General features: G+C 56.6%; 22 protein-coding genes. 14 read left to right on the plus strand and 8 right to left on the minus strand.

Annotated features, from left to right (window positions below):
• Positions 1-6 precede the first annotated feature (6 nt).
• The gene (locus HRF49_04980; protein ID MEP0813999.1) at positions 7-981 is read right to left on the minus strand and encodes a homocysteine S-methyltransferase family protein; all 975 of its coding nucleotides are present in this window, start codon (positions 979-981) and stop codon (positions 7-9) included.
• A gap of 77 nt (positions 982-1,058) precedes the next feature.
• On the opposite strand from HRF49_04980, the gene rpsB reads away from it, so the two are divergent.
• The 8 genes from rpsB to gcvPB all read left to right on the plus strand — a co-directional run bounded on the left by rpsB (position 1,059) and on the right by gcvPB (position 8,560).
• Entirely contained in the window at positions 1,059-1,937 is an 879-nt protein-coding gene (gene rpsB, locus HRF49_04985) for a 30S ribosomal protein S2 (GenBank protein ID MEP0814000.1), read from the plus strand.
• A gap of 20 nt (positions 1,938-1,957) precedes the next feature.
• Entirely contained in the window at positions 1,958-2,560 is a 603-nt protein-coding gene (gene tsf / locus HRF49_04990) for a translation elongation factor Ts (protein ID MEP0814001.1), read from the plus strand.
• A 20-nt stretch (positions 2,561-2,580) separates the two neighbouring features.
• Positions 2,581-3,291 (plus strand): UMP kinase, encoded by a 711-nt coding sequence (locus HRF49_04995; protein ID MEP0814002.1) that lies wholly within the window; start codon positions 2,581-2,583, stop codon positions 3,289-3,291.
• Between the two features lie 9 nt (positions 3,292-3,300).
• The gene (gene frr, locus HRF49_05000; protein ID MEP0814003.1) at positions 3,301-3,864 is read left to right on the plus strand and encodes a ribosome recycling factor; all 564 of its coding nucleotides are present in this window, start codon (positions 3,301-3,303) and stop codon (positions 3,862-3,864) included.
• 114 nt (positions 3,865-3,978) lie between these two features.
• A complete protein-coding gene (uppS, locus tag HRF49_05005; protein MEP0814004.1) occupies positions 3,979-4,653 on the plus strand; it encodes a di-trans,poly-cis-decaprenylcistransferase in 675 nt (224 codons plus the stop codon).
• 14 nt (positions 4,654-4,667) lie between these two features.
• Positions 4,668-5,558, plus strand: a complete 891-nt coding sequence (locus HRF49_05010) for a phosphatidate cytidylyltransferase (GenBank protein ID MEP0814005.1) — start codon at positions 4,668-4,670, stop codon at positions 5,556-5,558.
• A gap of 132 nt (positions 5,559-5,690) precedes the next feature.
• Positions 5,691-7,046, plus strand: coding sequence for an aminomethyl-transferring glycine dehydrogenase subunit GcvPA (gene gcvPA, locus HRF49_05015; protein MEP0814006.1), 1,356 nt, complete (start codon positions 5,691-5,693; stop codon positions 7,044-7,046).
• Positions 7,043-8,560 (plus strand): aminomethyl-transferring glycine dehydrogenase subunit GcvPB, encoded by a 1,518-nt coding sequence (gcvPB, locus tag HRF49_05020; protein ID MEP0814007.1) that lies wholly within the window; start codon positions 7,043-7,045, stop codon positions 8,558-8,560. Before gcvPA ends, gcvPB begins: the two co-directional genes overlap by 4 nt.
• Positions 8,561-8,570: 10 nt before the next feature.
• Here gcvPB and HRF49_05025 read toward each other — a convergent pair whose 3' ends face one another.
• From HRF49_05025 to HRF49_05045, 5 genes are all read right to left on the minus strand, one after another.
• Positions 8,571-11,786: a S8 family serine peptidase gene (locus tag HRF49_05025; GenBank protein MEP0814008.1), complete on the minus strand. Its 3,216-nt coding sequence runs from the start codon at positions 11,784-11,786 to the stop codon at positions 8,571-8,573.
• Positions 11,787-11,905: 119 nt separating this feature from the next.
• The gene (locus HRF49_05030) at positions 11,906-13,153 is read right to left on the minus strand and encodes a hypothetical protein (protein MEP0814009.1); all 1,248 of its coding nucleotides are present in this window, start codon (positions 13,151-13,153) and stop codon (positions 11,906-11,908) included.
• 97 nt (positions 13,154-13,250) lie between these two features.
• The gene (locus HRF49_05035; protein ID MEP0814010.1) at positions 13,251-14,267 is read right to left on the minus strand and encodes a MoxR family ATPase; all 1,017 of its coding nucleotides are present in this window, start codon (positions 14,265-14,267) and stop codon (positions 13,251-13,253) included.
• Between the two features lie 121 nt (positions 14,268-14,388).
• The gene (locus tag HRF49_05040) at positions 14,389-15,519 is read right to left on the minus strand and encodes a hypothetical protein (protein ID MEP0814011.1); all 1,131 of its coding nucleotides are present in this window, start codon (positions 15,517-15,519) and stop codon (positions 14,389-14,391) included.
• Between the two features lie 16 nt (positions 15,520-15,535).
• On the minus strand, positions 15,536-17,065 hold the full coding sequence (locus tag HRF49_05045; GenBank protein MEP0814012.1) for a PLP-dependent aminotransferase family protein: 1,530 nt from the start codon (positions 17,063-17,065) through the stop codon (positions 15,536-15,538).
• Between the two features lie 267 nt (positions 17,066-17,332).
• Here HRF49_05045 and HRF49_05050 point away from each other — a divergent pair, with 267 nt between their 5' ends.
• The 5 genes from HRF49_05050 (at position 17,333) to dapA (ending at position 23,755) form a co-directional block, all read left to right on the plus strand.
• Positions 17,333-20,101, plus strand: a complete 2,769-nt coding sequence (locus HRF49_05050; GenBank protein MEP0814013.1) for a hypothetical protein — start codon at positions 17,333-17,335, stop codon at positions 20,099-20,101.
• Between the two features lie 147 nt (positions 20,102-20,248).
• Positions 20,249-20,941 (plus strand): 1-acyl-sn-glycerol-3-phosphate acyltransferase, encoded by a 693-nt coding sequence (locus tag HRF49_05055; protein ID MEP0814014.1) that lies wholly within the window; start codon positions 20,249-20,251, stop codon positions 20,939-20,941.
• A 10-nt stretch (positions 20,942-20,951) separates the two neighbouring features.
• A complete protein-coding gene (locus HRF49_05060; GenBank protein ID MEP0814015.1) occupies positions 20,952-21,764 on the plus strand; it encodes a 4-hydroxy-tetrahydrodipicolinate reductase in 813 nt (270 codons plus the stop codon).
• 70 nt (positions 21,765-21,834) lie between these two features.
• Positions 21,835-22,860 carry an aspartate-semialdehyde dehydrogenase gene (locus tag HRF49_05065; GenBank protein MEP0814016.1) on the plus strand — a complete coding sequence of 342 codons (1,026 nt, stop codon included), beginning with the start codon at positions 21,835-21,837 and terminating at the stop codon, positions 22,858-22,860.
• Positions 22,861-22,870: 10 nt separating this feature from the next.
• Positions 22,871-23,755: a 4-hydroxy-tetrahydrodipicolinate synthase gene (gene dapA, locus HRF49_05070; protein MEP0814017.1), complete on the plus strand. Its 885-nt coding sequence runs from the start codon at positions 22,871-22,873 to the stop codon at positions 23,753-23,755.
• Between the two features lie 90 nt (positions 23,756-23,845).
• Here the strand turns inward: dapA and HRF49_05075 are convergent, their stop codons facing one another.
• Positions 23,846-24,403: a transposase gene (locus HRF49_05075; protein MEP0814018.1), complete on the minus strand. Its 558-nt coding sequence runs from the start codon at positions 24,401-24,403 to the stop codon at positions 23,846-23,848.
• A gap of 261 nt (positions 24,404-24,664) precedes the next feature.
• Between HRF49_05075 and HRF49_05080 the strand changes: the two genes are divergently transcribed.
• A complete protein-coding gene (locus HRF49_05080; GenBank protein MEP0814019.1) occupies positions 24,665-25,489 on the plus strand; it encodes a hypothetical protein in 825 nt (274 codons plus the stop codon).
• A 7-nt stretch (positions 25,490-25,496) separates the two neighbouring features.
• Here the strand turns inward: HRF49_05080 and HRF49_05085 are convergent.
• Positions 25,497-25,919, minus strand: a 423-nt coding sequence (locus HRF49_05085; GenBank protein MEP0814020.1) for a hypothetical protein, incomplete at its 5' end; no start/stop codon positions are given.

Genomic DNA, 25,919 nt, shown 5'->3' on the forward strand with positions numbered 1-25,919 from the left:
TTCCGCCTATACACCGGAATCTCTTATCGGTTTCGCTCCTTCCAGATGAAAGCTCAATAACCTGATGAATTCGGGGTTGGTTCCGCAGCATCCCCCAAGAACCCGCGCTCCGGATGCAAGCCAAGTTTTCGCGTAATTCAAGTACGCGGCCGGCGTCACCTCGTCGGTGAATTCCCAGTGGATTGACGCTGACATACCTACATTTCCATATGCGCCGACGGCGCCGGGAAATCGCGCCGCGAGCCTTTGAAGCGACAAAAGCAAAGATCTCGCCGGCGTGCAATTAATCAGAAGGCACGCAGGTTCGTACGGCGCGACAGAGTCAACGAATAGCTCGATGCTTTCCTCGCTTAGCAAAGTGCCGTGTGTGGTGCAAGTAACCGCCACAAAGTAAGGCAGGCAGGTGGCACGGGCGGCCTTGGCTACCGCCACGGATTCGCTGACGCTGTTGAACGTTTCTGCGAGGATGAAATCCACTCCGCAGTCGGCCAGCAATTCGGCCTGCGCGCCGTGCTCCCGCTCGCATTCTTCTTTTGACGGCACCAGGTCGGGTCTGAAACAATCCTCGAGGGGCGCAATACTTCCGGCAATAAAGATTTGCCGAGGGCTTCCGGCGTTCGAAACGGCTTCTTTCGCGAGCTCGACAGCCCGCCTCGTGTTTTGCAAATAATCGCCCGCTCGGCCGATTTTTTCGAAGGTGCGCTTGGTTGACCGGAATGTGGCGGTTGTGATGATTTCCGCGCCCGCGGCAATGTAATCGCGGTGAATGGCCGCGACAAGTTCTTCGCGAAGCTCGACCGCCTCCGCGCTCCAAAGCGGGGACGTTGAAATCGCGCGGTGCCGCTCCAGCTCCGTGCCCATCGCCCCATCGAGGATGACGACGTCCCCAAGCGCAAGCCTGGCCCTAATGTCACCGCGATTAATGTCGAAACTGCTGCCCAGGGTCAAATTATACTCTATTTCGTATGCAGGCGCAGACATGTTGAATCCCCGATGGATTTATGGTATAAAGCGCGTTCGCTTTTCGGAGCGGAACATCCAGCAAGGAGATTCACCGGTTGGCACTCATATCGCTTAGGCAGTTGTTGGAATGCGGCGCGCATTTCGGCCATCCCACGCGCAAGTGGAATCCCAAGATGGCGCCCTATATTTTTACGAAGCGCAACGGGATCCACATTCTCGATCTTCAACAAACCACAAAGATGGTGGATGACGTTCACGATTACATTGTAAAAATCGTGAGCGACGGCGGCAAGATTCTTTTCATAGGCACCAAAAAGCAGGCCCAAGAGGCCATCGAAGAAGAGGCAGTCAAGTGCGGCATGCCTTTCATCAACCAAAGGTGGCTTGGCGGGATGCTTACAAACTTCCGCACGATTCGCCAGAGGGTTCAAAGGCTTAAGGAACTGCGCCGGATGAAGGAGGAAGGCTACTTCCAGGCAGCCGGCAAGAAAGAAGCCAAGATTTTGGGCGACGAGCTGGCAAGGCTCGAAAAGTTTCTCCGCGGTATCGTTGACATGGAAGAGCTTCCCCAGGCGCTTTTCATCATCGACGTCAAAAAGGAAGAAAACGCAATCAAGGAAGCACGCAGGTGCAAGATCCCTGTAATCGGAATTCTCGATTCGAACTGCGATCCTGACCTCGTAGACAAGATGATCATAGGCAACGACGACGCCATCCGGTCGATCAAGCTCTTCTGTCAAATCGTTTCCGACAGCGTTCTTGAAGCAAAGCATGGCTTCCTGCCGCCCGACTCGGTTCTGATTCAGGGCACGGTCGCGGAGGAAGGCGAAGGTCTGGATGAAAACGAAGAGCTTGCTGGATTCGCAAGCGCTGTCGGTATCGCGCCCAAACCCAAACCCGCTCCGGAGCCTGCGCCTACCGAAATTTCCGCCGTATCCACGGATGCTCCTGCTGCCGAGCCGGAATCCCCGTAATTTCTCCCCGGAGGGAATCAATGTCAGAAATCAGTGCAAAAGCAGTCGCCGAGTTACGATCCAAAACCGGCGCCGGAATGATGGATTGCAAATCCGCCCTTGCCGAATCCGGCGGGGATGTCGAAAAGGCGGTTGAGTTGTTGCGCGTCAAGGGTATCGCGAAGGCCGCATCCAAAAGCTCGCGCGCGACCAAGGAAGGACTGATTTACTCCTACATCCATCTCGGCGGCAAGGCCGGTGTTCTGATTGAAGTGAACTGCGAGACCGACTTCGTCGCACGCACCGACGACTTCAAGAACCTCTGCGAAGAGCTTGCCGTTCAGGTTTGCGCAATGAATCCGGATTACGTTTCGCCGGAAGACATTCCGGAAAACGTCCTGGAAGCGGAAAAGAAAATATACAGGGAACAAACGCTGGCCGAAGGCAAGCCGGAAAAAATAGTAGACAAGATCGTCGAAGGCAAACTTGGCAAGTATTTCAGCGACGTTTGCCTGATGAACCAACCGTATTTCCGTGATGAAACCGGCAAGAAGACTGTCGAAGAAGTGGTGAAGGAAACCGTCGCGAAGCTCGGCGAGAATATCAAGGTTGCGCGTTTCGCCCGTTTCCAGCTCGGCGAGTAATTCCTGTCCGGGGGGACGAGATGACATATAAACGAGCTGTAATCAAGCTTTCAGGCGAGTCACTTCAAGGTGATTTGGAAGGCGGCCTTTCCCCGGAGGCGATCAGGCATTATGCATCCGAAATAAAGTCGGCGATCGCCGCGGGTTGTGAAGCTTCAGTAGTTGTGGGAGGCGGCAACATTCTTCGTGGCCGTGAGTTTGCGGGGGAGGACATAGGCCACACCACCGCTGATCTGATGGGGATGCTCGCTACGGTGATCAACGCACTCGCGCTTCAAAGCGCCCTTGAAGCGATAAATGTGCCGACGCGCGTTATGAGCGGCATCGAAATGCCGCGCGTTTGCGAGCCGTACATTCACCGCCGGGCCGTCAGACATCTTGAAAAGGGCCGGGTGGTCATCTTCGCGGCGGGTACAGGCAATCCTTATTTCTCCACGGACACGGCGGCCGCGTTGCGCGGGCTCGAAATTGGCGCGGAAGTGTTCATCAAGGGCACCAGGGTGGACGGAATCTACGACAAGGATCCGGAAAAACATTCCGATGCAAGGCGATTCGAGCGAATAACCTATACAGAAGCACTCGAATTGAACCTCGGCGTTTTGGACGCGACGGCGTTCGCTCTGTGCAGGGAGAACAACCTGCCGATAGTCGTGTTCGACATCACCAAATCCGGCAACCTGGCAAAGCTCATCGCTGGTGATGTATCATTGGGGACGCTTGTCAGCGCTTAGGAGCATCCCATGAGCACCATAGCCGAAATAAAATCCGAAGCCGAATCCAAGATGATTAAGTCGGTGGAAGCCACCCGCGAGGAGCTGGCACACCTTCGCGCGGGCCGCGCCAATCCGGCCTTGCTCGACCGCGTTATGGTCGAAGCTTATGAAACAAAATCGCCCCTCCGCCAACTTGCCACCGTATCCGCGCCCGACGCCTCCACGCTAAACGTTCAGCCATTCGATCCACACACACTTAAAAACATCGAGCGCGCGATTATGCAAAGCGACCTCGGACTCACGCCGCAGAGCGACGGAAGGATAATTAGAATCAGCATACCCCAGTTGACCGAGGAGCGCCGGAAAGAGCTGATCAAAGTAGCTTCGAGGATCGCCGAAGAAGGTCGGGTTGCCCTGCGTAACATCAGGCGGGACGCGATCGACCACAACAAAAGGCTCGAAAAGGCCAAGGAAGTAAGTGAAGACGAACTCAAGCGCGCCAATGAGGAAATCGAAAAAATCATAGAGAAGCATCTTAAGGAAATCGACGAGCTTTACAGCCAAAAGGCCAAGGAAATTCAGGAGTTCTAGCTCCGGGAGGTCTTCTGCTTGGGAAATACTGCATTATCAATCTCCGCTCCCTACAAGTCATCTCCCTATGAGGGTATTGACCCGGCATGCCTGCCGGCGCACGTTGCCATAATAATGGACGGTAACGGACGCTGGGGCAAAAAATATGGTTTTTCGCGGGTCATAGGTCACCGGGAAGGCGTGGAAACCGTGCGGATGGCCGTCGAAACGACACAGGAACTCGGAATCAAGTGCCTTTCTCTGTTCGCCTTTTCAACGGACAATATCTTCCGGCCGCTGACCGAGGTAAGCTCACTGTTCGGCCTGTTCGAAGAGATTTTGGCGGTCGAAACAAACAAGCTTCATCTAAAGAACATCCGCGTGATGGTGTCGGGGGACGCTAGCATTCTGCCCGAAAAAATTGCCCGCCAATTCAAATTTGCGGAGGAAATGACGCGCAATAACGACAGCATGATCCTCAACATCGCGGTGAATTACTCGGGACGCCAGGAAATCATAGACGCGATCAAAAAAATCCACAACGCGGTGCTTGAGGGCGAGCTTAAAATAGACGAGCTTTCCGAGGAATTTTTCAGGAAGTTCCTTTATCATCCCGAACTGCCCTATCCTGATCTGCTTATCCGGACGAGCGGGGAGTACAGAATATCCAACTTTCTGCTCTGGCAGGCCGCTTACACGGAAATGTGGTTTACCAACTCGCTTTGGCCGGACTTTTCAAGAGAGGAATATTTGCAGGCGATCCGCGACTTCCAATCGCGCGAAAGGCGCTTTGGAAAAATAGAAAGCTAGGCTATACTCCCGCCGTGACCAGGGTGGCTGTCGGAGTGGCTGCCGGAATCGTCGTCGTTTTCATAATGGCGGCAAGCCGCGTTCTCGGATTGTTCCTTATCGCCGTCTGCCACTTGATCGCGATGGGAGAGTACTTAAGGCTGGCAGAGCCCAGACTGCCCGACGATATCCGCCGGACTCTCTGGATACTTGTTTCCGCTCAATTTGCGGTGGCGGCCGCGATAATGGCTACATACGTCGCTCCGTCCGATTTTCTTTTCACTCGAATTGCCCAGTTTCCCGAGTGCGGTATTTTGCGCCTGATGGCCGCGATCGGAGCATGCGCTTTGCTGACCTGGATAACCATTTTCCTGGCGGTTTCCTATTTTATGGTCAGGCGCCATCCGCACGGCGACTTTCCGATCTCTGCCGGTCTTCACGTGCTGACCGCAATCGGAACCGTTTACGTAGGGCTTTTATCGCTCGCGCTGCTATATGCGGCGGGCTCATGGAATATCTGGTTTCTGCCGATGCTTCTCTCGTGGGGAGCCGATGCGGGAGCGTTTTTCACGGGCAGATCCGTCGGCAAATCGCTTTTGGCTCCGACGGTAAGCCCCAAAAAGACTGTCGAAGGTCTCACGGGGGCGATGTTAACCGGTGCGGTGGCGTTGCCTGCCTTCCTTTACTTTTCAGGCTCGCCGCTGGCCGCCGCCGGACCGGCCGCGGCGCTGTTCCAAGCGCTGGCAGGATGCTCGATTGCGGGATTGGGTCACTTGGGGGATTTGTTCATCTCCATTCTTAAACGCGCGCATCACCAAAAGGAAAGCGGCGTATTCCTGCCGGGCCACGGCGGGATTCTGGACAAGATTGACAGCCTTTTAATCGTCAGCCCGATCGTCGCCCTGCTGGCTTTTGCCCTTTCTTAACCCGTTTGCATGGGAGGCTGTTTCTTAATTGTGCCTAACGTCACTTCGCACAAGCTTCGGCGGATGACAATTAATCCGCTGTAATTGGTATAGAATCCCCGGCGTCCGGCGGGAAGCCGGGCCGGAGGAAAGATGCCATACATAGCCAATACCGACGCTCAACGCGCAGAGATGCTTGCGGCAATCGGCGTCGGCTCGTTCGAGGAATTGCTCGACGGCGTGCCGCGGGCGACGCGCGCGGATCGGTTCAATTTGCCCGATGGGCTTGCCGAGCAGGACGTGATGAAGCGCGTCCGCAGGCTCGCCGGAAAAAACGCGGTTTTCGCGCCGGGCAGAATGTACGCCGGGGCGGGAATTTACAACCACTATATCCCGCCGGTCGTTGCCCAGTTGGCGGCGCGCAGCGAGTTCGTGACCGCTTATACGCCATACCAGCCGGAAGTCAGCCAGGGACTGCTCCAGACGATTTTCGAATACCAAACCTACATTTGCGAGCTGACCGGCCTGGATATATCGAACGCTTCCACATACGACGGAGCGGTAGGATGCGCGGACGCGGTAAACATCGCGCGCGCGGCCACCAAGCGCGGAGCTGCGATCATATCGCCGAATATTCACCCGCACTCGATTGACGTGGTTCGCACTTACAACATCGGCTGGAAGATGGAAATTGGCAAGCTTCCGTATTCAAATTCGTTTGAAATCGACTTGAAAACGCTGGATACGAGGCTTGCGAAGAAAGACGTCGCCTGCGTCGTCGTACAAATGCCCAATTTCTACGGATACTTCGAAACCGGTCTTTCGAAACTCGGCGAAATATGCAAGAAACACGGAACGCTTTTGGCGGTCGGCTGGTATCCGTTCTGCGCGCCATTCGTTGCAAGGCCCGGCGACATCGGCGCGGACATCGCCTTCGGAGAGGGCCAGCCCTTGGGGATCCCGATGGGATTCGGCGGCCCGGCCTTGGGATTTCTAGCCTGCCGCAGCGATCTTGTGCGGTTCCTCCCCGGAAGGCTTATCGGCAAAACCGAGGACGCAAACGGCAAAACCGCATATGTAATGACGCTTCAGGCGCGCGAGCAGCATATCCGCCGCGACAAAGCGACATCCAGCATTTGCACAAACCAGGCGCTGATGGCACTGACTTCGACCATTTACTTGTCATCGCTTGGCAAGCAGGGATTCCGCGAAGTCGGCGAGCTGGAAAGCGCCGCCGCGAAGTACCTAGAAAAGGAACTCACCAAAATCCGCGGCGTGGACAACGCCTTCCCCGGCGCGCCGTTCTTCAACGAATTCACGATAGACATCACCGAAACCGATTCCCAGGCCTTATTCAACCGGCTTGTTGAGCGTGATTTCCTTCCCGGCGTGCCGCTCGCGAATTTCGGCGGAGATTGGAACCGATGGTTGATTGCGGCCACCGAGCAGCATACGAAGGAAGACATAGACGAGTTTGTCCGCGCCTTCGCCGAGGAGGTGTCGAAATGACGCATGTAAAGGACAGGCTCATCTTCGAGGAATCGGTTGCGGGACGCAGGGGCGTAAAATTCCCGAAAAACGAATTCGGCGCTTCTTTCGCCGCGCCCGAGGCACTAGCACCCGCCGCACATCCATTCCTTCCCGAAGTGAGCGAGCTTGACGTTGTGAGGCATTACACTCGGCTATCGCAGCGCACTTTCGGCGTGGACACCGGATTTTATCCTCTCGGAAGCTGCACGATGAAATACAACCCTCGGCTGACCGACGCGGCGGCCGCGCTTGCGGGATTGGCGTTTATCCATCCTTCGCAGCCGCCCGAAACCGTGCCGGGCGCGATTGAAATGCTTGCGGAGCTGTCCGAGTGGCTCTGCGAAGTTACGGGAATGGACGAGTATGCGCTTCAGCCCGCGGCGGGAGCGCAGGGTGAATTTTCGGGAATGCTGGTTTTCCGGAAGTATTTCGACCACATCGGCGAACCGGGACGCAACATCATGATCGTCCCGGACAGCGCACACGGAACGAATCCGGCGAGCGCGAACGTTGCCGGATTCAAGGTTGTGGAAATAAAAAGCGACGAGCGCGGTTTGACCGATCCCGCGGCGGTGAAAGTTGTAATCGAGAAATTCGGCGCCGAATCAATCGCCGGAATAATGCTTACGAATCCGAACACGCTCGGGCTGTTCGAAACACACATTCTGGAAATAGCGAATCTCCTTCATGGCGCGGGTGCGCTTCTTTATTACGACGGCGCGAACCTGAACGCGCTTCTTGGAATCGTCCGGCCGGGCGATACCGGCTTCGACCTGATGCATCTGAATACTCATAAGAGTTTCTCCACTCCTCACGGCGGAGGCGGGCCGGGAGCGGGACCGATCGGCGTAAAGGCAAAACTCGCGCCGTTCCTTCCCGGGGCGCTGTTTAAACGCGTCGGCGATGAATTCAATGTCGTTTATCCTGAGCATTCAATCGGCCGCGTCAAGTCCTGGTGGGGAAATTTCCTGGTGCTCGTCCGCGCGTACGCGTACCTGATTCATCACGGCGCGCCGGGCCTGAAACGGATCTCCGAAAACGCTATCATCAACGCGAATTACGTCCAGTCGCGCCTTAAGGGTTACTACGATATCCCGTATTTCGCGCATTGCATGCACGAGTTCGTCGCGTCCGCCGAGACGCTGAAGCGCGACTTCAACGTTTCTGCGAAGGATATAGACAAAAAGCTGCTTGAAGAGGGCTTCCACGCGCCGACGACATACTTCCCGCTCATCGTCCACGAAGCGTTGATGATCGAGCCTACCGAGACCGAGAGCAAGGAGACGCTGGACGCGTTCTGCGACACGATGATCGGATTCATCGCGCGGATAAAAGAGAACGCGGACGAATTCCGCAAGCTTAATCCGCTGAAACTTCAAATCGTCCATCCGGACGAAACCAAAGCCGCCAGGCAGCTTGTTCCGCGTTGGTTTCCGGTGGGAACAGAGCCATCGGCGGACAAAGCCGAATCGAAAAAAACAACCGAAGCTTAGCCGACGGCAGCTAAAGTTTGCTCGCGAAGTTGTAACCGACAGCCAGCGCGTCGCGCTCATCCACCACGCCGTTGCGGTCTGAATCCAGATATGCAAGCCATTCCGGCGACTCCGGAGTTTCGCCGATGTGCAGACGCAGAAAGTCCAGATCCGCCGCGGTGACGAACCTGTCCGCATTGAAGTCGCCGCGCAGCCTTTCCACAAAAAACACAAGCGTCGCCTGCTCTTGAGTCGTCGGGGTGCGAGCGGTCGCAACCAGCGTGAACTTGCCGTTGCCCGGAAACTGAACGAGGTCAAGGCCGAAGCTGATTTCGTCCGGCGTCGTATCCTCCGGAATCGGGATGCCCGGAGCCTCCAGAATGTCGAATTCCACGCTCGTAGCGAACGGCTGCGGAGTGAGCGTAAATGTCGCATCCGAAGTGATCAACGCCATTTGAGGGGGAGAAGTAAAGGCGAATCCCGATATCGCGCCGACGGTGAAAGAATTGGCGGACACATCGGAAAGTGTTCCCACCGCCACGGTGATTGGACCCGATACCGCCCCTTCGGGAACCGTTGTGTTTATCTGCGTGTCAGACCAATCGAGCGGATCGACCACCGCTTCGACCAATCCGGATTCGCCGGTAAAATAAACGTAGCTTTTGTGCCAGGGCGCGGGCAGTCCGCTTCCTCCGACGTAATCGCCGAATCCGGTGCCGGTAATCGTCACCGGAAGGCCGATTGCTCCCGAAGACGGAGCAAAATCGCCCAGTTCAATCGGAGTGTTGTGTACGTAAGCCGTGACGTGATTCGAGCCCTCGCTTGCATATCCCATAACGCCCATTTCGTCGTACGCCTTAATCCAAACCGCGTGCGGGCCGTCGGGAACCGCGGTAGTGTCCCAACCCCATTCAAACGGGGGCTCGGTCAGCGAAAGCAGAACCAAATCATCCACGACGAAATCCACCCGCCGAAGTGAATCCAAATCGTCCGTAACCGTTCCTGCGACAAGTTTCGTGCCGAATACGACTTCATTCGTTTCGGGCGAGGTCATATTCACTACAGGAGGCAAGGACGGCTCGGTTACGACAACATCGTCTATATACACTCCGCCCGCACCGGCGCTCGTTCCGTTGTGATAAAGCCAGAACTCGATTCGAGCAGTTTGGTTGACGGAACGCGAAAGCGATATGGAAAACGGCTGCAAGTTCGGCCATTCGGCGTTTCTGCCTGCTTGATATCCGATAAGATCGTCCGTTCCCCCGTCGTCCACCAATCTTACGAGCAGATAGTCGTTTGCTGCCAGATCGAATGCGCTGCGAAAATACAAAGCGGGCTGACTTAGCCCGCGCAAATCGAAGTTCGGCGTAAGCAGCGCGTCTACGTCGTCCGGGTAATAGCCAGCCCCTCCTGACTTCGCGGGGTCTCCCAGAAACAGCATCACATCTTCGGTGCCTATTTCCTGCCACTGACCGGCGCCGGAATAATCGAGCGAAATCCAGTTGTCCGAATTTGGAGGATCCTGGAAATTGGTCAGATAGGGAGTATCAACCGATGGTAGGGAAAATATCAGTTCCAGCCTGTCATAACCATGAAGGTTCTTGTCGTCCAGCACTTCCGCGGTGAAAGTGTGCGGGCCCGGAAGCATCGTAACCGGATCGATTGTCAGCTCCCACGGAGCGGAGTTGTCCCAGCCCATATGCTCGCCGTCCATGTACCAATGGACTCCCGCGAGGCCGTTTGCCGCCTGCGGATTTACGACAAGCGTAAACTGCGTTGATACCGAATCGCCGTCGTTGTGGCTTGTGAAATCAACCGTCGGAAAGTCCGCAACCGTTTGCCCGATTGCGTTGTTCACGTTCAACCTGTACAGCTTTACCGCACCCTGCCATGAGCCTTGGTTCAACACGTCGTCGCCAAGCCCCTCGAGCAGCCCCCTTACTTCGTTCGGAGTTAGCGCGGGATTGGATTCGCGCAATACCGCAGCTGCTCCTGCGACGTGCGGGGAAGCCATGCTTGTACCCTGCATATTTCCGTAAGAGCTGAAACCGTTGCGAATGGTGGAGTAAATCTGATTGCTTCCGCTGCCGCTCCCTCCCGGCGCAGCGATGTCCACAGTTTTGCCATAATTCGAATAGCCGGTTTTTCCGTCGGATGTATTCGTGGCGCCGACGCTGATAACCTCCGGAAGTGCGCCCGGATAACTCGGACGCCACGTGCTCTCGTTGCCGGCCGCAGCCACCAATACGATTCCCGCGTCCCAGGCGTTCCGGCACGCTTCCGCCGATGTGCGATCCGCGTAGGACGAGCCGATGCTCATATTGATTACATCGGCACCGAGCTGCTCCGCGAGCGCGATTCCCGCCGCGGTAGTTCCGCTTGCCGCCCAGCCCTGCGAGTTCAGAACCTTGACCGGGATGAGCGTGCATTCCCAGCCGACTCCGATGACGCCCTTCGCGTTGTTTCCGCGCGCGCCGACGGTTCCCGATACATGAGTTCCGTGGCCGTGTTGATCTTCCGGAAGCTCGTCCTCGTTAACAAGATCAAGGTTGACGCCGGGAAACGACTGCCATGCAAGATCCTCATGCGTCTGCCTGATTCCGCTGTCGATAACCGCGACGGAAACTCCGTTTCCTGTCGCCGTATCCCAGGCCAAATCCGCGTCGATTTTGTTAATCGCCCAAAGCGTGCCGTCAACCCATTTGGGATCGTCCGGCGAAAACTGCGCGCGGAAAATTTGGTTGTACTGGATATATCTGACCGAATGCGGGAACAGAGTTTTGATTTTCCGCGCGGCGTCTCGCGCGTCCAAGCCCGGCGGCAGTCTGTAAGTGCAAAAATTCAGCTTGCCGACATATGCTTCTTGATTGGCAAGGACGGTCAATCCCAGTTTCGAGGCAATATGTCTTGCAAGCGCGGCAACGTCCGCATTTTTGTAAAGCCTGATGTTGGCGGATGGAGGAATAACGAAAACTCCCAGGTTTGGTCCGCCTCCCGGAACTTGACTCCAAACGCCGGCATTTGCGGAATCCTCGAATCCGACGATTATTTCGTTGGGAATGTAATCAACTCCGGGCACCATTCCCGCGGGAGCTTGGAGCCATACTCCGTCAAAGACGGAAATCGCGGCCGCCGATCTTGACGCCGGCGCGTCCACGTCGCCGCTGAACGGCCGGTTCATGCCGGTTTTGCATCCTTGGGCAAGACCGGCCAGCACAAGCATCAACAATAAAAAGATTCGCTTCAAACACTTCTCCGGGTTGATTAAAAGCAAAAAAAACGCCCCGTCGCACCAAGTTTACCCCAGCCGGGCGCGAAACACCGAGCCGCTATTGAAAAAATCAACATTTCTGCACCGGCTTTGAGCTAATCCTGGGCCGACCGCGCCGAAGTGGAAAAGTATTTGACTTCAGCCCCGGCCTCCAGCTCGTGTTCGCCCGGCTGCAGCCTGATAATCGAATTAGCCCGCATAATTTGGGACAGGTTCGCGTTTTCGTTCCCATGGGCGGGTCTCAAGGATGCCAAGCCCGTATCGTTTAGTTCAAGCGTTGCGCGTATTAGAATTTCGGATTCCGAACTCGCGCTCAGCGGCCTGTCCAGCTTCCCAGTCCTGTCGCGTTCGTAAAACCGTCTCGCCCCCATGGCCTTTTGAATCGCGGGAAATACTATGCAATCCAATCCAAGCAAAACCCGCTCGGGCGGGCCGGAAAGTGAAAATAACGGTTTTCCGTCCAGCAGCGCGAAATGGAAGCCCACGGGCGGACATACGTCCAGCCCGGCGGCGATATGCTCGATTCTCGATTTAATCAAATCGGACTCGAAAAATTGCGGGTCAGCCGCAAGATTTCCGCAAATCAGAAGCATGTCCACCTGGTTGATCGCCCTTGCTGCGATATTGGCCAACTGCTCTCGGCCGGCAAGCACTTCGCCCGTCAACATGTGCGGCAAATGCAGCTCCGACAACCTAGCGGCGACCATCCGTCCGTAGGCGTCGCGCAACTGGCCGGGCTTGAGTTTTTGGGAGTCGAACGGAACAAGCTCCCTGCCCGCCACAACCACACCGATTGTGGGAGCCCGAACAACCGCCACCTCGTTTTTCCCCAGAGCGGCAAGCATTCCCACCCTCGCAGGATTAATAAAATCCCCGCGGGACAACACTTTCGCCTTGGCCTTCGCGATGGCACCTTCGTGCTCCATCCCGAAACCTTGATTCACGGATGCGACAAATTTCGCCCTTTCCTCCGCTTCGGAAACAAGCCGCATCGGGACAACCGAATCCGCCCCTGAAGGAACTTGAGCTCCGGCCTCGACGAAGCTCGTTTGGCCCGGCTCCAGCTTTTTATGGTGCTGCTGGCCCGCGACAATGCGCTCGATTACCTCGAGAATTACCGGAGTTTCAGGCGCCGCACCCGCAAGTTCTGAACTATTTACGGCATATCCTGGAATCTGGGCCATCGGAAAAGAAGGTATATTTTCCCCGCTGACCAAGTCCGCGCCGAGATACCGCCATATACACCATTTCAGCGGCATCATTTCAGCAGGCATCACACGCACATTTGCGAGCACCGTTGAAAGCACCGCATCCAGTTTTCCGTTCTCAAGCACGGGGCGCATTTTATAGCACCTAATTCGCGTGCAGGGAAAGGCGACTCAATCCGGCGCAAATCCTGGGAAGGCCGGATTTTTGCTCGGAAGGAAGGTGGAAAACGAGCTAAACTGGCTCAACAACAGGCATTTCCACCAAGCTTATCACTTCCTCGACTATTTTGTCCGGATCAACCCCTTCCGCTTCAGCCTCGAAATTAAGTATCAGCCTGTGCCGAAGCGCAGCCGGCGCGCATTTCCGGATGTCTTCCGAGGCTACGTTATACCGTTTTGCCAGAAGAGCGCGCACTTTACCGCCCAAAATGAGCGCTTGGACGCCGCGCGGACTCGGCCCGTATTTTACGTACCGCTTCACGAGAGGCGCGGCGGCGTCGTTGTCGGGATGCGAGGCGAGAACATAGCGTATCGCCAGCCTTTTGACGTGCTCCGCGATCGGAACCCGTCTCACCAAATTCCGCATTTCGACTATCCGCGCGCCGTCAATCACCTGCGACAGGGATGCCGCTAAGTCACCCGTAGTCAAGTTCATTATTTTCAGCAGCTCGTCCTCGTCCGGAAACGGCACCATAAGTTTGAACATAAAACGATCAAGCTGCGCCTCGGGAAGCGGATAGGTTCCCTCCATTTCAAGCGGATTCTCCGTGGCCAACACCATGAACGGCTGTTTGAGCTGGCGTGTTTCGCCCATTACCGTCACGCTCTGCTCTTGCATCGCTTCCAGCATCGCGCTTTGCGTTTTCGGGGTCGCCCGGTTTATTTCGTCCGCAAGAATTATATTCGCGAAAACGGGGCCGGGCATGAACCTTCGGGTCTTTCCCTCCGGACTTTCCTCGATAATGTGTGTGCCCGTGATATCCGAAGGCATCAGGTCTGGAGTGAATTGAATGCGGGAAAACTCACACGCCAACACTTGAGCCAACGTGCGGACGAGCATCGTTTTACCCAAACCCGGAACCCCTTCCAGCAGTGCGTTCCCTCCCGCGAACAGCGTGATTAACACTCCGTCAACAACTTCATCCATTCCCACAATCGCGCGATGAACAGCGTCGCGAACGCGCTCATAGTCAGCCGCAAATCCGTCCACCTGGCCGCGTACCGTTTCGTCTAATGCGTGTTCAGGCATGTTCGCTCCAAATGCGGCCCATTTAGGCGCATCGTCCTCAATTCTAACAGATGGAGCGATAGGAGCACTGCGAATGCCGCCGTCATGCAGTGGTTGCCATGTCAAACCGGTCGTTTGCGATTTACATTCGCGCGCCGCCGGGCGGAACACCCGGTCCAACCGGTTCTTTTGGCGGAAAAAGACCGGGCGGAAAAACCACTACGGTTTGAGCCACGAATCCAACGGATGGCTCCATAAATCCATACAGCAGCACCAGCGATGATTCCGTGATTATGGAAGGCGGCAAAGGCATGCCGTCCGGGGAAAGAATGCTCGTTCTGAAATCGATTAAAACCAAAAATTCCGCCGTTTCAGGTTCAAGCGGCTTGACGAGCAGACGGCCGGGTCTCACTTCCCTGACGATTGCAAAGGCGGAAACAATTTCCGCAACCGGCTGATCGGCCGCGCCGAGCGCGGGCGCGGTGTCTTCAATCGCATTTTTATCCGTGTCTATTCCGACGATGTCCGAAGCGTTGAATACGCCGTCGTCGTTTGTATCCAGCACGGTGCGAGCGGTTCTGAAGTTGAGCGCGTGGCGCTTTCGCCGCGTTCCCTCCGGCCCTGAAAACTCGTAGGATAGTCCGACCACCCGGCCGCGAACAGCATCTTCGCTCTCTCCTTCGAAAAGGTAAAACTCCGGCCGAACCGGCGCGATGGAAACCGAAATCCGCGAAACCTTGCCGGGAAGAAAGCTGACGGGAATCTTGAACGACAATGTGTCGCCGGTTTTCAAATCCCCGTCGAGATCCTCGGCCACCTTTGCGTCCAAAACAAGCTGCAAATTCGGTACGGCCGGCAACCCAGAATAAAAGAATTCACCCAGATTGTCAGGGTACTTGGCATCGCCGATATTGTCCTCGTCGTCGATTATGCGCGTTACGAGATTGCTGATCGGATTCATTCCCGGTTCGGTGATTTGCACGGGGATTCGGTCGAGGGGCAGGAGCGTATACCCGAATACGGATACCTTGCCTTCAAGCGCCGCGGTTCCGACATCCGCGTTGGCCGGCAATTGTGGTTCTATCACCGCCTTGGCGAACTCGGCGAAGTCGCGCGGATATTCAGGAGGCGGCTCCAAACCGCCGGGAGCATCCGGGCCGTCAAATCCGCCGTCGGATATGTACGCCCTGCCTCCTCCGCCGCTGCAGGCGAAAAGCGCCAGAAGTCCCAGAATTAAAACTGCCAGGCCGAGATTGCGGAACAGGAACGCCATCAACACCTACCCCAGTTCATTTCGTCCGCTTCTCCCTTAGGAAGTCGCCGACGATTTTGCCTAAACGCCGGATGCCGTCCTGTATATTCTGCTGGTTAACGAGGGAAAATGCAAGCCTGAAACATTCCGAATCCCGTTTGCCGACATGGAAAAAGTTTCCAGGCGCGATTTCGATGCCCCTGACAAGCGAATACTCGTACAACGCGCGGCTGGAATGCCCTTTGGGAAGCTTAAGCCAGTATGAAAGCCCGCCTTCCGGCTTGAGCCACTTCACTACGTCAGCCATCGTTTTTTCCAGCTCCGCCGCCATCGCCGCGCGCCTTCCGTCGTAAATTCTGCGCACCTTTCGCAGGTGCATTTCAAAATACCCCTTTTTGATGAATTCGTGCAGCAATGTTTGAAGGAAAAAGCTGTCGCCTTGATCGGAAGCGCGCTTCAGCTTGACAAGCGCAAGCGCCGCGTCCGCCGGAGCGGTTATCCAGCCGATGCGCAATCCAGGCAGGAACACCTTGCTGAAGCTGCCGATCTGAAACACGAATCCGCCGCGGTCAAGCGCTTTCAGGCTCGGCAAGTGCCTGCCGTCGTGTCCAAGAAACATAAGATACGCGTCTTCGATCACGGGAACTTCGTACTTCGCCGCAAGCCGAATCAAAGCTTTCCGCTTTTCGAGCGACATTATCGTTCCCGTCGGATTTTGCAGCGTCGGAACGCTGATTACAAGGCCTATGGAGCCGCTTTTGAGCTTTTGCTCCAGAATCTCTAGGTTCATCCCGTCGCTTTCGACAGGTATGCCGACGTGCTTGATCCTGCGTGCGATTAACGAGTTGAGAATCGAAGTGTATGTGGGGTCTTCGACAGCGACCGCCTTGCCGTCCCGTATAAGAAACGTCAGGAGAAGGGTCAAAGCAAGCTGAAATCCGCCCGCCAAGATTACGTCGTTCCTGCCCTCCCTCATGTCCACCTGCTCCGCCGCGAGAATATGCGACAACCATTCGACCAGCGGCTGGTAACCTTGGGGGTGGCCGTAATTGAAAAAGCTCTCCTTCGGATCCCAAAGCATCCTGGACGCGATTTTCTTAATCCGCTCGAATGGAAACTGCCCCGGATCCGGAAGCGCCTTGGCGAAACTGATGAATTGGTCGGACCCCTTATACAAGTTCCTGTTGCGGCGCGGCATTGCGAAAAACTCGCCGTTGAATCCGTAAGAAGACCAGTCCATCGTTCCGAGGTCTTCCGGTTGCTCCCGATCATCGAATTCCGGCTCGGAATTTTCAGCCGTTGCAGACAAAGCTGCCGGCTTTTTTCCCTTGAGCTGGCTTACAAAAGTGCCGCTGCCGATGTTGGATTCGAAATACTGAAGTGCCGCAAGCTCTTGGTACGCCGTAATCACGGTTTTGCGCGTGACTCCGAGCTGGCGGGCAAGCTCGCGTGAAGACGGCAGCTTCTCGCCGCCCGCCAAAATGCCGCTGTCGATCATCTCCGCGATCGCCTTGATAATCTGCCTGTAGACAGGCTCGCGGCTCGATTTGTCCAAATTGATGAACATAATCCGCACTAATGGTACCTCTTATTCTGCTTGCGGCAAACTACCAAATCAATAGTTAATTGTGGGTACCACTTTCGGTTTTTCCGCACAACTTTCTCGCATCGGGAACAAAGCTATACGGAGCGAGTCAAAAATAAAAGCCACTTGGCACGGATTCACCGATGAATCGCCCAAGTGGTACCCCCGGAATTGTGCATTATCGGAAGTCGACAGCAGCCGGGATATGGGGAATAATGTCCACGGCAAATCAGCCAGAGAGGTATCGCTATGAGAAAGATCCTTGCATTGCTTTTGCTTTTTGCCGCTTTCGCAATCGTCACGGCTTGCGGCGGCGGCGGTGGAACGAGCATACTTCCGCCTCCGGGCGGTGATCCCGGCGGCGGAAACAATCCTCCCCCAAGCGACACTCGCACTGTTTCGGTATCGGGGCAAATCGCCTACACCGGGCTGGTTCTCGGTGCCGAGCAGAACAGCCGGGCGCAGTCGGTTGCGCCTATTTCAAACGCGGGAATCGCGTTAATCGGTGGAGGAAACATCCTCGCCGCGACCACTACCGAATCCACCGGCTGGTTCGAGGTGACCGCGGAAAACGTCCCGGCAGACTACGCACTCAAGCTTAAGGTTGAGCTTGTCGGCGAATCCGAATCGGACGAAAAGCTATACGCCGAGCTTCCGTTTTCGGTTGACGGCGGCGGAAATGTCAGCTTTAACCTGGGTCTTTCCGCGTACGACTCGAACGGCGACGGAACTCCCGACGGATTCAGGCTTCAAGGCAGTGCAGTCGGCGGTCGGTTCGAAAACGGCGTGTTCGGCGATAACGGCCTGGACATGCCTTTCGGCGGACAGGGCAACCACTTCGGCTGGATGCGCCAGGGCGAGCGTTTCTTCCAAGGCACCGGATCGTTCGGCGAAGGCTGGTCCGACAATTTCGACCCGACGGATCCCGGCACATGGCCTCCGGGCATGAACTTCCCCGGCGGCGACGGCAATTTTGAAAACCGCATCGAAGTTCAAGGAGTGGTAGTCGAAATTTCCCGCGACAGAATGACCTATGTTGCGGACGGATCGCGTTTGATTTTCATAGGCGGTCTGGTCTTCGAAGAATCGGGACGCTTCGCGGTGCACGCGACCGAAGAAACCTCCTATGCGGGAGTCGAAAACTTCGGCGAAATCCAGATAGGCGACCGTTCACGCGCCATCGGCATCAGGCTGACGGACAATGTGCTCCAAGCGAAGCGGATTAAAATCGGCGACGGCGACGAGCACAAGGCGTTCTTCGCAGTGGATGGAAAGATCACCGAAATTCTATTTTCGGGCGACCGCCCCGACGATCCCTTGGGCTCGAACGGCCCTACTAGACCATCCGGCTCCGCCATCGTCGCAATTGATGGCGTTCTGATCACCTTCGACGGAGATGAACCCAAATTCGAATTCGGCCAGTTCCGCGTCGCTGTGAATCCCGAAACGGTTTTCGTCGGCGTCGGCGGGCTTTGGGAACTTCGAATCGGAATGGTCGTCGCCATGTTCGGTCCGCTCAATCCGGAGCAGCTTACGGCGAAATTCTGCGTCGCTCTCGGACTGCCACCCACTCCTCCTCCTCCACCTCCGTTCGGCTCGGCATTCCATGGCCGGGTTATCGACGTGAGGCGCGACAAGCACCTTGTGGGCGTTGAAGGATTCTGGGACGACATTATCTACCACGACGGATTTGACGGACGAGGCGGATGGCAAGACACTCCTCCCCCGCCGCTTAACGGCGACGGCACCAGAGGTCCCTCTCAGACGGACAACGGCGGTTGGAGCCGCGGCGACGATCCGGCTGGAACCGGCAGCGGAGGCGGAACGGTTCCGCCGTCCGATCCTAACGGCGGCCCGATAAGAATCTGGATAAAGATCGTGCGCGAAACCGTGCTTGAAGGCGTTGAAAATTTCGATGGAATTCAACCCGGCCAGAACATCTGGTCGGAAATGATGATCGATCCGGCGACGGGTCGCATCCGCTTCGACGAAGAAGGCAATCCGATTTCCGCGTTCTTCCAAGTGTTCCGCGATCCTCCGCCTCCTCCGCCGGGAGTCTTCGGCGACGTTCTCGAAGTGAACATCTTTGAGGATATGCCCCAGAACAACGGTATCGTGGTAATCAATCCCGGCATGGTTATGATGGACGGAAACGGCGGCGGAACGCTTCCCCCTCCGCCGGACGATCCCACAGTCCCTTGGCCGGTGGATCCGGTGCCGGTCCGTGTTGTTCCCGAAACCGAGCTGCGCGGGGCCGAAGGTCTTGGCGACATCCATATCGGCGCCGTTGCCGAAGCGCAATTTATGGTGAACGACGACGGCACGATTGTGCGCGACGACCACGGCGCGCCGATCGCGGCTTGGCTGGCGGTTTATCCGACTCCGCCTCCGCCTCCGCCGCCCGCAGGAGTTTACGGCAGCGTGATCGAAACGGTTATTTTCGATGACATGCCTCAAAACAACGGGCTGGTTGTGATAGATCCGTTCAGGTACGGCTTCGCCGGCGGCGAAGGCGGATGGTGCCCGCCTTACGACCCGACGGATCCGGGAGATCCAAACGGCGAGCCGAAGCCGGTAACCGTTCGGGTGGTTCCGGAAACGGTTCTCACCGGAGCTGAAAGTCTTGCCGAAATTCAGGTTGGTTCCGAGGCCGAGGCGATGTTCGTCGTCAACGAGGACGGCACGATAGCCTTGGACGAAAACGGCAATCCGATTGCGGCTTGGCTTGCCGTGTACCCCATCCAGCCTCCTCCGGGAAATTACATCACTTTCGAAGGCGACGTTGTTGAATACGCCGAAGGCTCATACATTACGGTTTCCGAATACGTTCCACCGGGACAGGGGCGTCCGTCCAGGATGCTGACATTCCAGATCGTCCCCGACACCTACATCGAATCGCAGTCGGGCATCCAGATCGGAGACAGGGTTTTCATCGAAGGCTACATAGGCGACGAGGGCGATTTCGTCGAGCAGTACATCGCGAAGTACATAATGGAATACGAGTTCGGGGCGCTGTAAGGCGTTTCGATACTGAATTCACCTCCAGCGGGGAGTCCTTCGGGGCTCCCCGTTTTTTTTGAATAATTTCGACGGCCGGCTTGAGCGCCCGCAAATTTGTATCCGTCGCGTCTTGCCGGAAAGCGCTGGCTCAAATATAATTCGTCCGTGTCATTCTTCGGACGGCATCTTTATTGGTTTTCACGCAACTCGGTCCTCCTTGCCGCAAAGCTGCTTTGGAAAATAAGCTACATTGACACGGCAAACATCCCAAAGACCGGCCCGCTGATAATCGCATCGAACCATGCCAGCCACCTCGATCCACCGCTAATCGGCGCGGGAGTACCCCGCAAGGTGACATTCATAGCCAAGCAGGAGCTTTTCTCGGTGCCGTTCGTCGGCTGGTGGATGAAACAGATTGGCCAAATCAGCGTTGCCAGGGGCGGCGGCGGAAAGGAAGCGCTTGCAACTGCCGAAGAGGTATTGAGAAACGACGGCTGCATAATCATCTTCCCGGAAGGTACGCGCACAAAATCCGGAAGGATGCAGCGAGGAAGAACCGGGGTCGCCGTGCTTGCACTAAGGACAGGCGCGCCGGTAATTCCGGCCGCTGTCGAGGGCACATTCGAAGCCTTCGGCCACGGGAAGAAAATACCCAAGCCGGGAAGGGTGACGGTTCAGTTCGGAAAGCCGCTCACGTTCGGCCAGCACATCGCGGCCGACGGAACCTACCCGCGCGCGGCGCTCGAAGAGGTGACTTCGCAGATAATGCTCGAAATCCAAAGGATGCTGCCCGAAAAACGGCGCCCAGCCGAAGGCGAAGTGCCGCCCGCTCAAACGCTAAGCGGGAACACGGGATAACGGAGGCGTAATGTCTGATCTGATTAAAGTCGGAGTGATGGGCGCGGCGGGCCGGATGGGCCGCGAGATCGCGCGCGCGCTTGCCGCGGATCCGGAACTGGAACCCGCGGCGGCATTCGACGTCGCATTTGTCGGCGAGGACTGGGGCGCTCTAGCCGGAATCGGTGCGCTCGGTGTGACCGTTTGCGGCGATATTGACACTTTCCTTATCGCGGGTCCGGCGATGGTCGTGGACGTCTCCACCGGCCCCGCGGCCGCGCAAAACGCGCCGAAAGTTTTGGAACGCGGAATCCCGCTCGTCATCGGAGCAACCGGACTGCCGAACGCGTCCCTTGACGCCATCGGAAATACCGCGGAAAAAGCGGGCGTCTGCTGCCTACTCGTCCCCAATTTCAGCATCGGCGCGAATCTGATGATCGCGCTGTCGCGCCGCGCCGCGCCGTTTTTTTCGGCGGCGGAAGTGCAGGAGCGCCACCATCCTGCCAAGAAAGACGCGCCGAGCGGCACGGCGCTTTTCACAGTCAGCGAAATCGCGGCCGCGAATCCGCAGATTGCAAGCGCGGAGAGCGAACACGAAATCGTCGCGGGCGCGCGCGGCGCGAAGCTCGACGAAGTGCGCATACACAGCGTCAGGCTGCCCGGCATCCTGGCCGAGCAGACCGTCACATTCGGCGGGCCTGGCGAAGTTCTCGAAATCACTCATCGCGCGATTTCGCGCGAGTGCTATATGCCCGGCGTAATTTGGGCGCTGAAGCACGTGCGCACCGCGCCGGCGGGCTTGCTCATCGGCCTGGATCAAGTGCTGGGAATCGCTCGCGAATAACGCGCGAAACGCGCGCCGCGCGGGTATTCTTATGCGTCGCGCGGGCGGCGGCATGAATTAGGGAAACTGAATGAAACTAGCCATCGTAGGCGCAACCGGATACGTCGGAAAGGAAATGCTCTCGCTCTTGGACGAGGGCTATTTCCCGCAAATTGTCGCGCTTGCTCCCATCGCCAGCGAATCGTCCGCGGGCACGACGCTTGAATGCATGGGCAAGAAATGGACGGTGCTTCCGTTGGACGAAGCTTCGTTCGCGGGCGCGGACGTTGCCAGCTTTTCGGTCGGCGACGCGCTTTCGAAAGAATGGGTGCCGAGGATTCTCGAAAAATATCCGGCGATTAAAATCGTGGACAAGTCTAACGCTTTCAGGATGGATCCATCCGTCCCGCTTGTGGTCGGCGGCGTCAACGACGCGGCGGTTCCCGCGGGGTGCAGGCTCGCGGCCAATCCGAATTGCACGACAATCCAGCTTGCGCTGTCGATCAAGCCGCTCCAGGACGCATTCGGCGTCCGGCGCGTCATCGTTTCGACATATCAATCCGTAAGCGGTGGCGGACGCGAATGCGTGGATTCGCTTATGGAGGAGCTTTCGCTGTTCGAGCAGTCGCACGATCCGCTCGACTTGCGCGCATCCGGATTCGCGCACAACGTGATTCCGCAAATCGGCAGTTTCGCGGACGACGGCTGCTGCGGCGAAGAAACCAAAATCATCCGCGAGCTGAAGAAAATCCTCGGCGCGGACGAAATGCATGTCTCCGCGGCCTCGGCGCGCGTGGACGCGATCGTCGGCCACAGCATGAACGTGTGGGTTACGCTCGGCCGCGATGCATCTATTGAGGAAGTGGAAGCCGCGCTCAAGTCCGCGTTCGCGATCGATTACTTCCCGAATTCCAAACCGGTCTGCCCCACGCCGGTTTCCGCGTCGCGCCCCGGATACGATCTCGTCCAGGTAGGGCGGCTGCGCCGCGTGCACGGGACGGAAAACGAATTCGCATTCTTCAACTGCGCAAATAATTTGCGCATCGGCGCGGCGCTCAACGCAATCCGCATCGCGCGGAATTTGATCGGCGCGGGCGCGACCGCCTCGCACGCATAAAGGAAAACAAATGAACGCACCATTCGGAAAAGTGGTAACGGCCGTCATAACTCCATTCACCGAGGGGGGGGCGGAAATAGACTACGTAGCGGTCGAAAGGCTTGCCGCTCATTTGTGCCCGGAGCACACCGACAGCGTCGTAGTATGCGGAACGACAGGCGAAGGCCCGACAATCACCCGCACCGAAAAACTTGCGCTTTGGGAATACTGGCTAGGCGCGGCGCCGGAGGGAATAAAGATTATCGCCAATACCGGCACGAACAACACCGCGGAGTCGGTCGAGCTTACGCAGAAGGCGAAGCGAATCGGCGTCCACGCGGCGATGGCGGTTATGCCCTATTACAACAAGCCGAACTTTGACGGCCAGATCGCGCACTTCACCGCGGTCGCCGACTGCGGGCTGCCCGTGATGCTGTACAACGTGCCCGGTCGCACCGGCGGCAAGCTTCTGCCCGAGGCCGCGTGCGAGCTTTCGAAGCATCCGAACATCGTCGCGATTAAGGAAGCCGCGGGCGATCCACTGCTTGTCACTTATTTCAAAGAGAACGCCACACCGGGATTCGCGGTGTACAGCGGCGACGACCCGCTGACTTACGAGATGTGCAAACTCGGCGGCGCGGGAGTGGTCAGCGTCGCAAGCCACCTGGTCGGCCGCGAAATCCGCGAGATGATAGACGCGGTGCAATCCGGAGACGACGCGAAAGCGAAGGCCATTCACGAGCGGCTGACGCCGCTGTTCGACGCAATTTTCGTCACGACGAATCCGATTCCGATAAAAACCGCGTGCGCGATGCTGGGACTGTGCGATGAGGAATTCCGGCTGCCGATGACGCGGATGCGGGACGCGGAGCGCAACGCGCTGGCGGAGTTGATGGGGAAGTTTGGGCTTTTGTAGGGGCGCACTGCGTGCGCCCGAAAAGCGACAAACCGGCCTGACAATCCCACCGTAGGGGCGCACTGCGTGCGCCCGTAAAATAACGCAACGTCAATGCTGCCTGAATTCCTCGTCCGACTCCCAATTCGCGGGATTATCTAAAATGTACTGCTTTATCAAATATAAATCCTTCTCACTCCGTATCACGTGCTCGTAAAATCCCCGCTGCCATACGGCGTGTTTCACTTGCGGATTCAATTCGTTAATCCTTTTCGTCACCGCCGCTTTGAATCCCGCAATGAACGACGACAGCGATTGCGGCTCGCGCCTGACCTTCCCCTTGCGCCGCAGATATCCGATTTCAGAAGCGGATTCCGCAGCGGGTAATCCCGGTCCGGATTTGGTCAGAACCACAATTCCGTGCAGGTGATTAGGCATGACTACAAATTCTTCAAGCGCGATATGCGGGCGCATATTCGCCGATTTGAGCCATTCTTCTTCGACGATTCTGCCCACTTCTGAAAGCAACGATCTGCCATTTTTGATTTTGCCGAAAATGCAGCGTTTTTCATGCGAGCAAATCGTGGCGAAATAATACGCCTGTGTCGAATAGTCCCATGCCTTCAGGCGCACGACTTTACGGTCGGGCAATTCGGACGGCCTTTCCATATTTCAATACTTAGCCGGGCATGGCGGGCGCACGCAGTGCGCCCCTACGGTGGATGGGCAAGCTTTGCACTCTCGCTGGATGTCCTCCCAGCTTCCTTCGAGCACGATGGTTTTGCCGTTCAATGCATCCACATGGAGATTATACCCCGTTTCGGCAAGCGTTACCCCGATAATTATCCTGATTCAGGCGCTACACCGTAGGGGCGCACTGCGTGCGCCGGCAATATTGTCCGGAATCTGGTAACATTTCGGCGGCATTTCATGAAACCTCGCCGCAGAATACGGTTGTTTGTATTCATCGCAATCGCCGCCGCGCTCATTCCGTTCGTAATCTGGCTGAACATGCCGCTGTACCCGGGCCACCTGCCCTGCGAGCCGCCGATAAAGGAGCAGTTGGACCAGCAAATTCGCGACATTGAATATGGAATCACAACCGAGATGCCAATTCCACTTATTATCTACGCCGAAGAGATAAATCGACTTGAAATAACACAAATCGAGCAGTCATTAATTGCCAATGAGTGGAACCTTGGGTATGGCATTCCAACAACATACGGCACATATAAAACACATTATTCAAAGAAATTCGCCGACATAGAAGTAGATTGGGACGATGGGCAGTATAAAGGTAGACAAATGCATGTATTTAGCATTTCATCTGCCTTAAAGGCATACGATATGTCGGGAAATGAAATTAAATCGCACCGCTACGAGCAGGACATTTCGCTGGCGGGGATCGCAAAGGTCGGAGATGATCAAGCCGCTGTAAAGGCGGCACTCGGAAGCAGCGCCGGATTTAGGCTGCCATACGTTTCAGAAATCGGGCAAATTAAAGGCTCGGTCATTTGGATACTTATGCGTGGCATTTATTCTTATGGAATCGATTTTACAGATGGCAAGGTAGAGAGATTTTACGTGATGTATTACCTTCCCAATGTACCAGATCGAAGTGATCCAAAATACGAAAGTAAATTGACAAAAGAACTAAAAAGAACATTTGGCATTTACACACCTTTTGAACGCGCTAAGGTATCTATCTCCTTAGCTTTTTGGACAATTAAAAACTTTTTTGAATCGGTATTCTAGCCCCCCCCTACACCCCCGCCTGCTCCACTTTGACGAAGTTGGTTATCCCGCTCCTGCCCGCGGGGATTCCTCCGATGAACACAAGATAATCCCCCGCTTCGCATTCGGGCATCTCCGGCAGTTTTTTGACGTGCTCCCACAGCGGCTTGTCCGGATTGAGCAGCGCCTCGGTGAGCACCGGGATCACGCCGAACGAAAGAGCGAGCCGCCTTGCCGCGGCCAGGCTGTTCGTGGGCGCCACGACCGCGCACCCCGGCCGGAACCGCGCCACGTTGCGCGCCGAAAACCCGCTGGCGGTCGGCGCGATTATCGCTTTCGCGCCAAGCCGCCGCGCCATCCTGCACGCGGACAGCGCCACCTGCTCCGCGATCGGATCGAACCCCGGCGCATGGTCGCGCCCGTGCTCGCTGTACTCCGGAACGCTCTCCTC

It is taken from the genome of bacterium, from assembly GCA_039961635.1.
GTDB lineage: Bacteria > 4484-113 > 4484-113 > JAGGVC01 > JAGGVC01 > JABRWB01.

What these genes read in the sequence shown, in the direction of transcription:
- HRF49_05065 (MEP0814016.1), top strand. Translation starts at nt 21,835, where the DNA reads ATGAAACTAGCCATCGTAGGCGCAACCGGATACGTCGGAAAGGAAATG.
- gcvPB (MEP0814007.1), top strand. Translation starts at nt 7,043, where the DNA reads ATGACGCATGTAAAGGACAGGCTCATCTTCGAGGAATCGGTTGCGGGA.
- HRF49_05060 (MEP0814015.1), top strand. Translation starts at nt 20,952, where the DNA reads ATGTCTGATCTGATTAAAGTCGGAGTGATGGGCGCGGCGGGCCGGATG.
- dapA (MEP0814017.1), top strand. Translation starts at nt 22,871, where the DNA reads ATGAACGCACCATTCGGAAAAGTGGTAACGGCCGTCATAACTCCATTC.
- HRF49_05045 (MEP0814012.1), bottom strand. Translation starts at nt 17,065, where the DNA reads ATGTTCATCAATTTGGACAAATCGAGCCGCGAGCCTGTCTACAGGCAG.
- HRF49_04980 (MEP0813999.1), bottom strand. Translation starts at nt 981, where the DNA reads ATGTCTGCGCCTGCATACGAAATAGAGTATAATTTGACCCTGGGCAGC.
- tsf (MEP0814001.1), top strand. Translation starts at nt 1,958, where the DNA reads ATGTCAGAAATCAGTGCAAAAGCAGTCGCCGAGTTACGATCCAAAACC.
- HRF49_05080 (MEP0814019.1), top strand. Translation starts at nt 24,665, where the DNA reads ATGAAACCTCGCCGCAGAATACGGTTGTTTGTATTCATCGCAATCGCC.
- HRF49_05050 (MEP0814013.1), top strand. Translation starts at nt 17,333, where the DNA reads ATGAGAAAGATCCTTGCATTGCTTTTGCTTTTTGCCGCTTTCGCAATC.
- HRF49_05040 (MEP0814011.1), bottom strand. Translation starts at nt 15,519, where the DNA reads ATGGCGTTCCTGTTCCGCAATCTCGGCCTGGCAGTTTTAATTCTGGGA.
- HRF49_05030 (MEP0814009.1), bottom strand. Translation starts at nt 13,153, where the DNA reads ATGCGCCCCGTGCTTGAGAACGGAAAACTGGATGCGGTGCTTTCAACG.
- gcvPA (MEP0814006.1), top strand. Translation starts at nt 5,691, where the DNA reads ATGCCATACATAGCCAATACCGACGCTCAACGCGCAGAGATGCTTGCG.
- frr (MEP0814003.1), top strand. Translation starts at nt 3,301, where the DNA reads ATGAGCACCATAGCCGAAATAAAATCCGAAGCCGAATCCAAGATGATT.
- uppS (MEP0814004.1), top strand. Translation starts at nt 3,979, where the DNA reads ATGGACGGTAACGGACGCTGGGGCAAAAAATATGGTTTTTCGCGGGTC.
- HRF49_05075 (MEP0814018.1), bottom strand. Translation starts at nt 24,403, where the DNA reads ATGGAAAGGCCGTCCGAATTGCCCGACCGTAAAGTCGTGCGCCTGAAG.
- HRF49_04995 (MEP0814002.1), top strand. Translation starts at nt 2,581, where the DNA reads ATGACATATAAACGAGCTGTAATCAAGCTTTCAGGCGAGTCACTTCAA.
- HRF49_05035 (MEP0814010.1), bottom strand. Translation starts at nt 14,267, where the DNA reads ATGCCTGAACACGCATTAGACGAAACGGTACGCGGCCAGGTGGACGGA.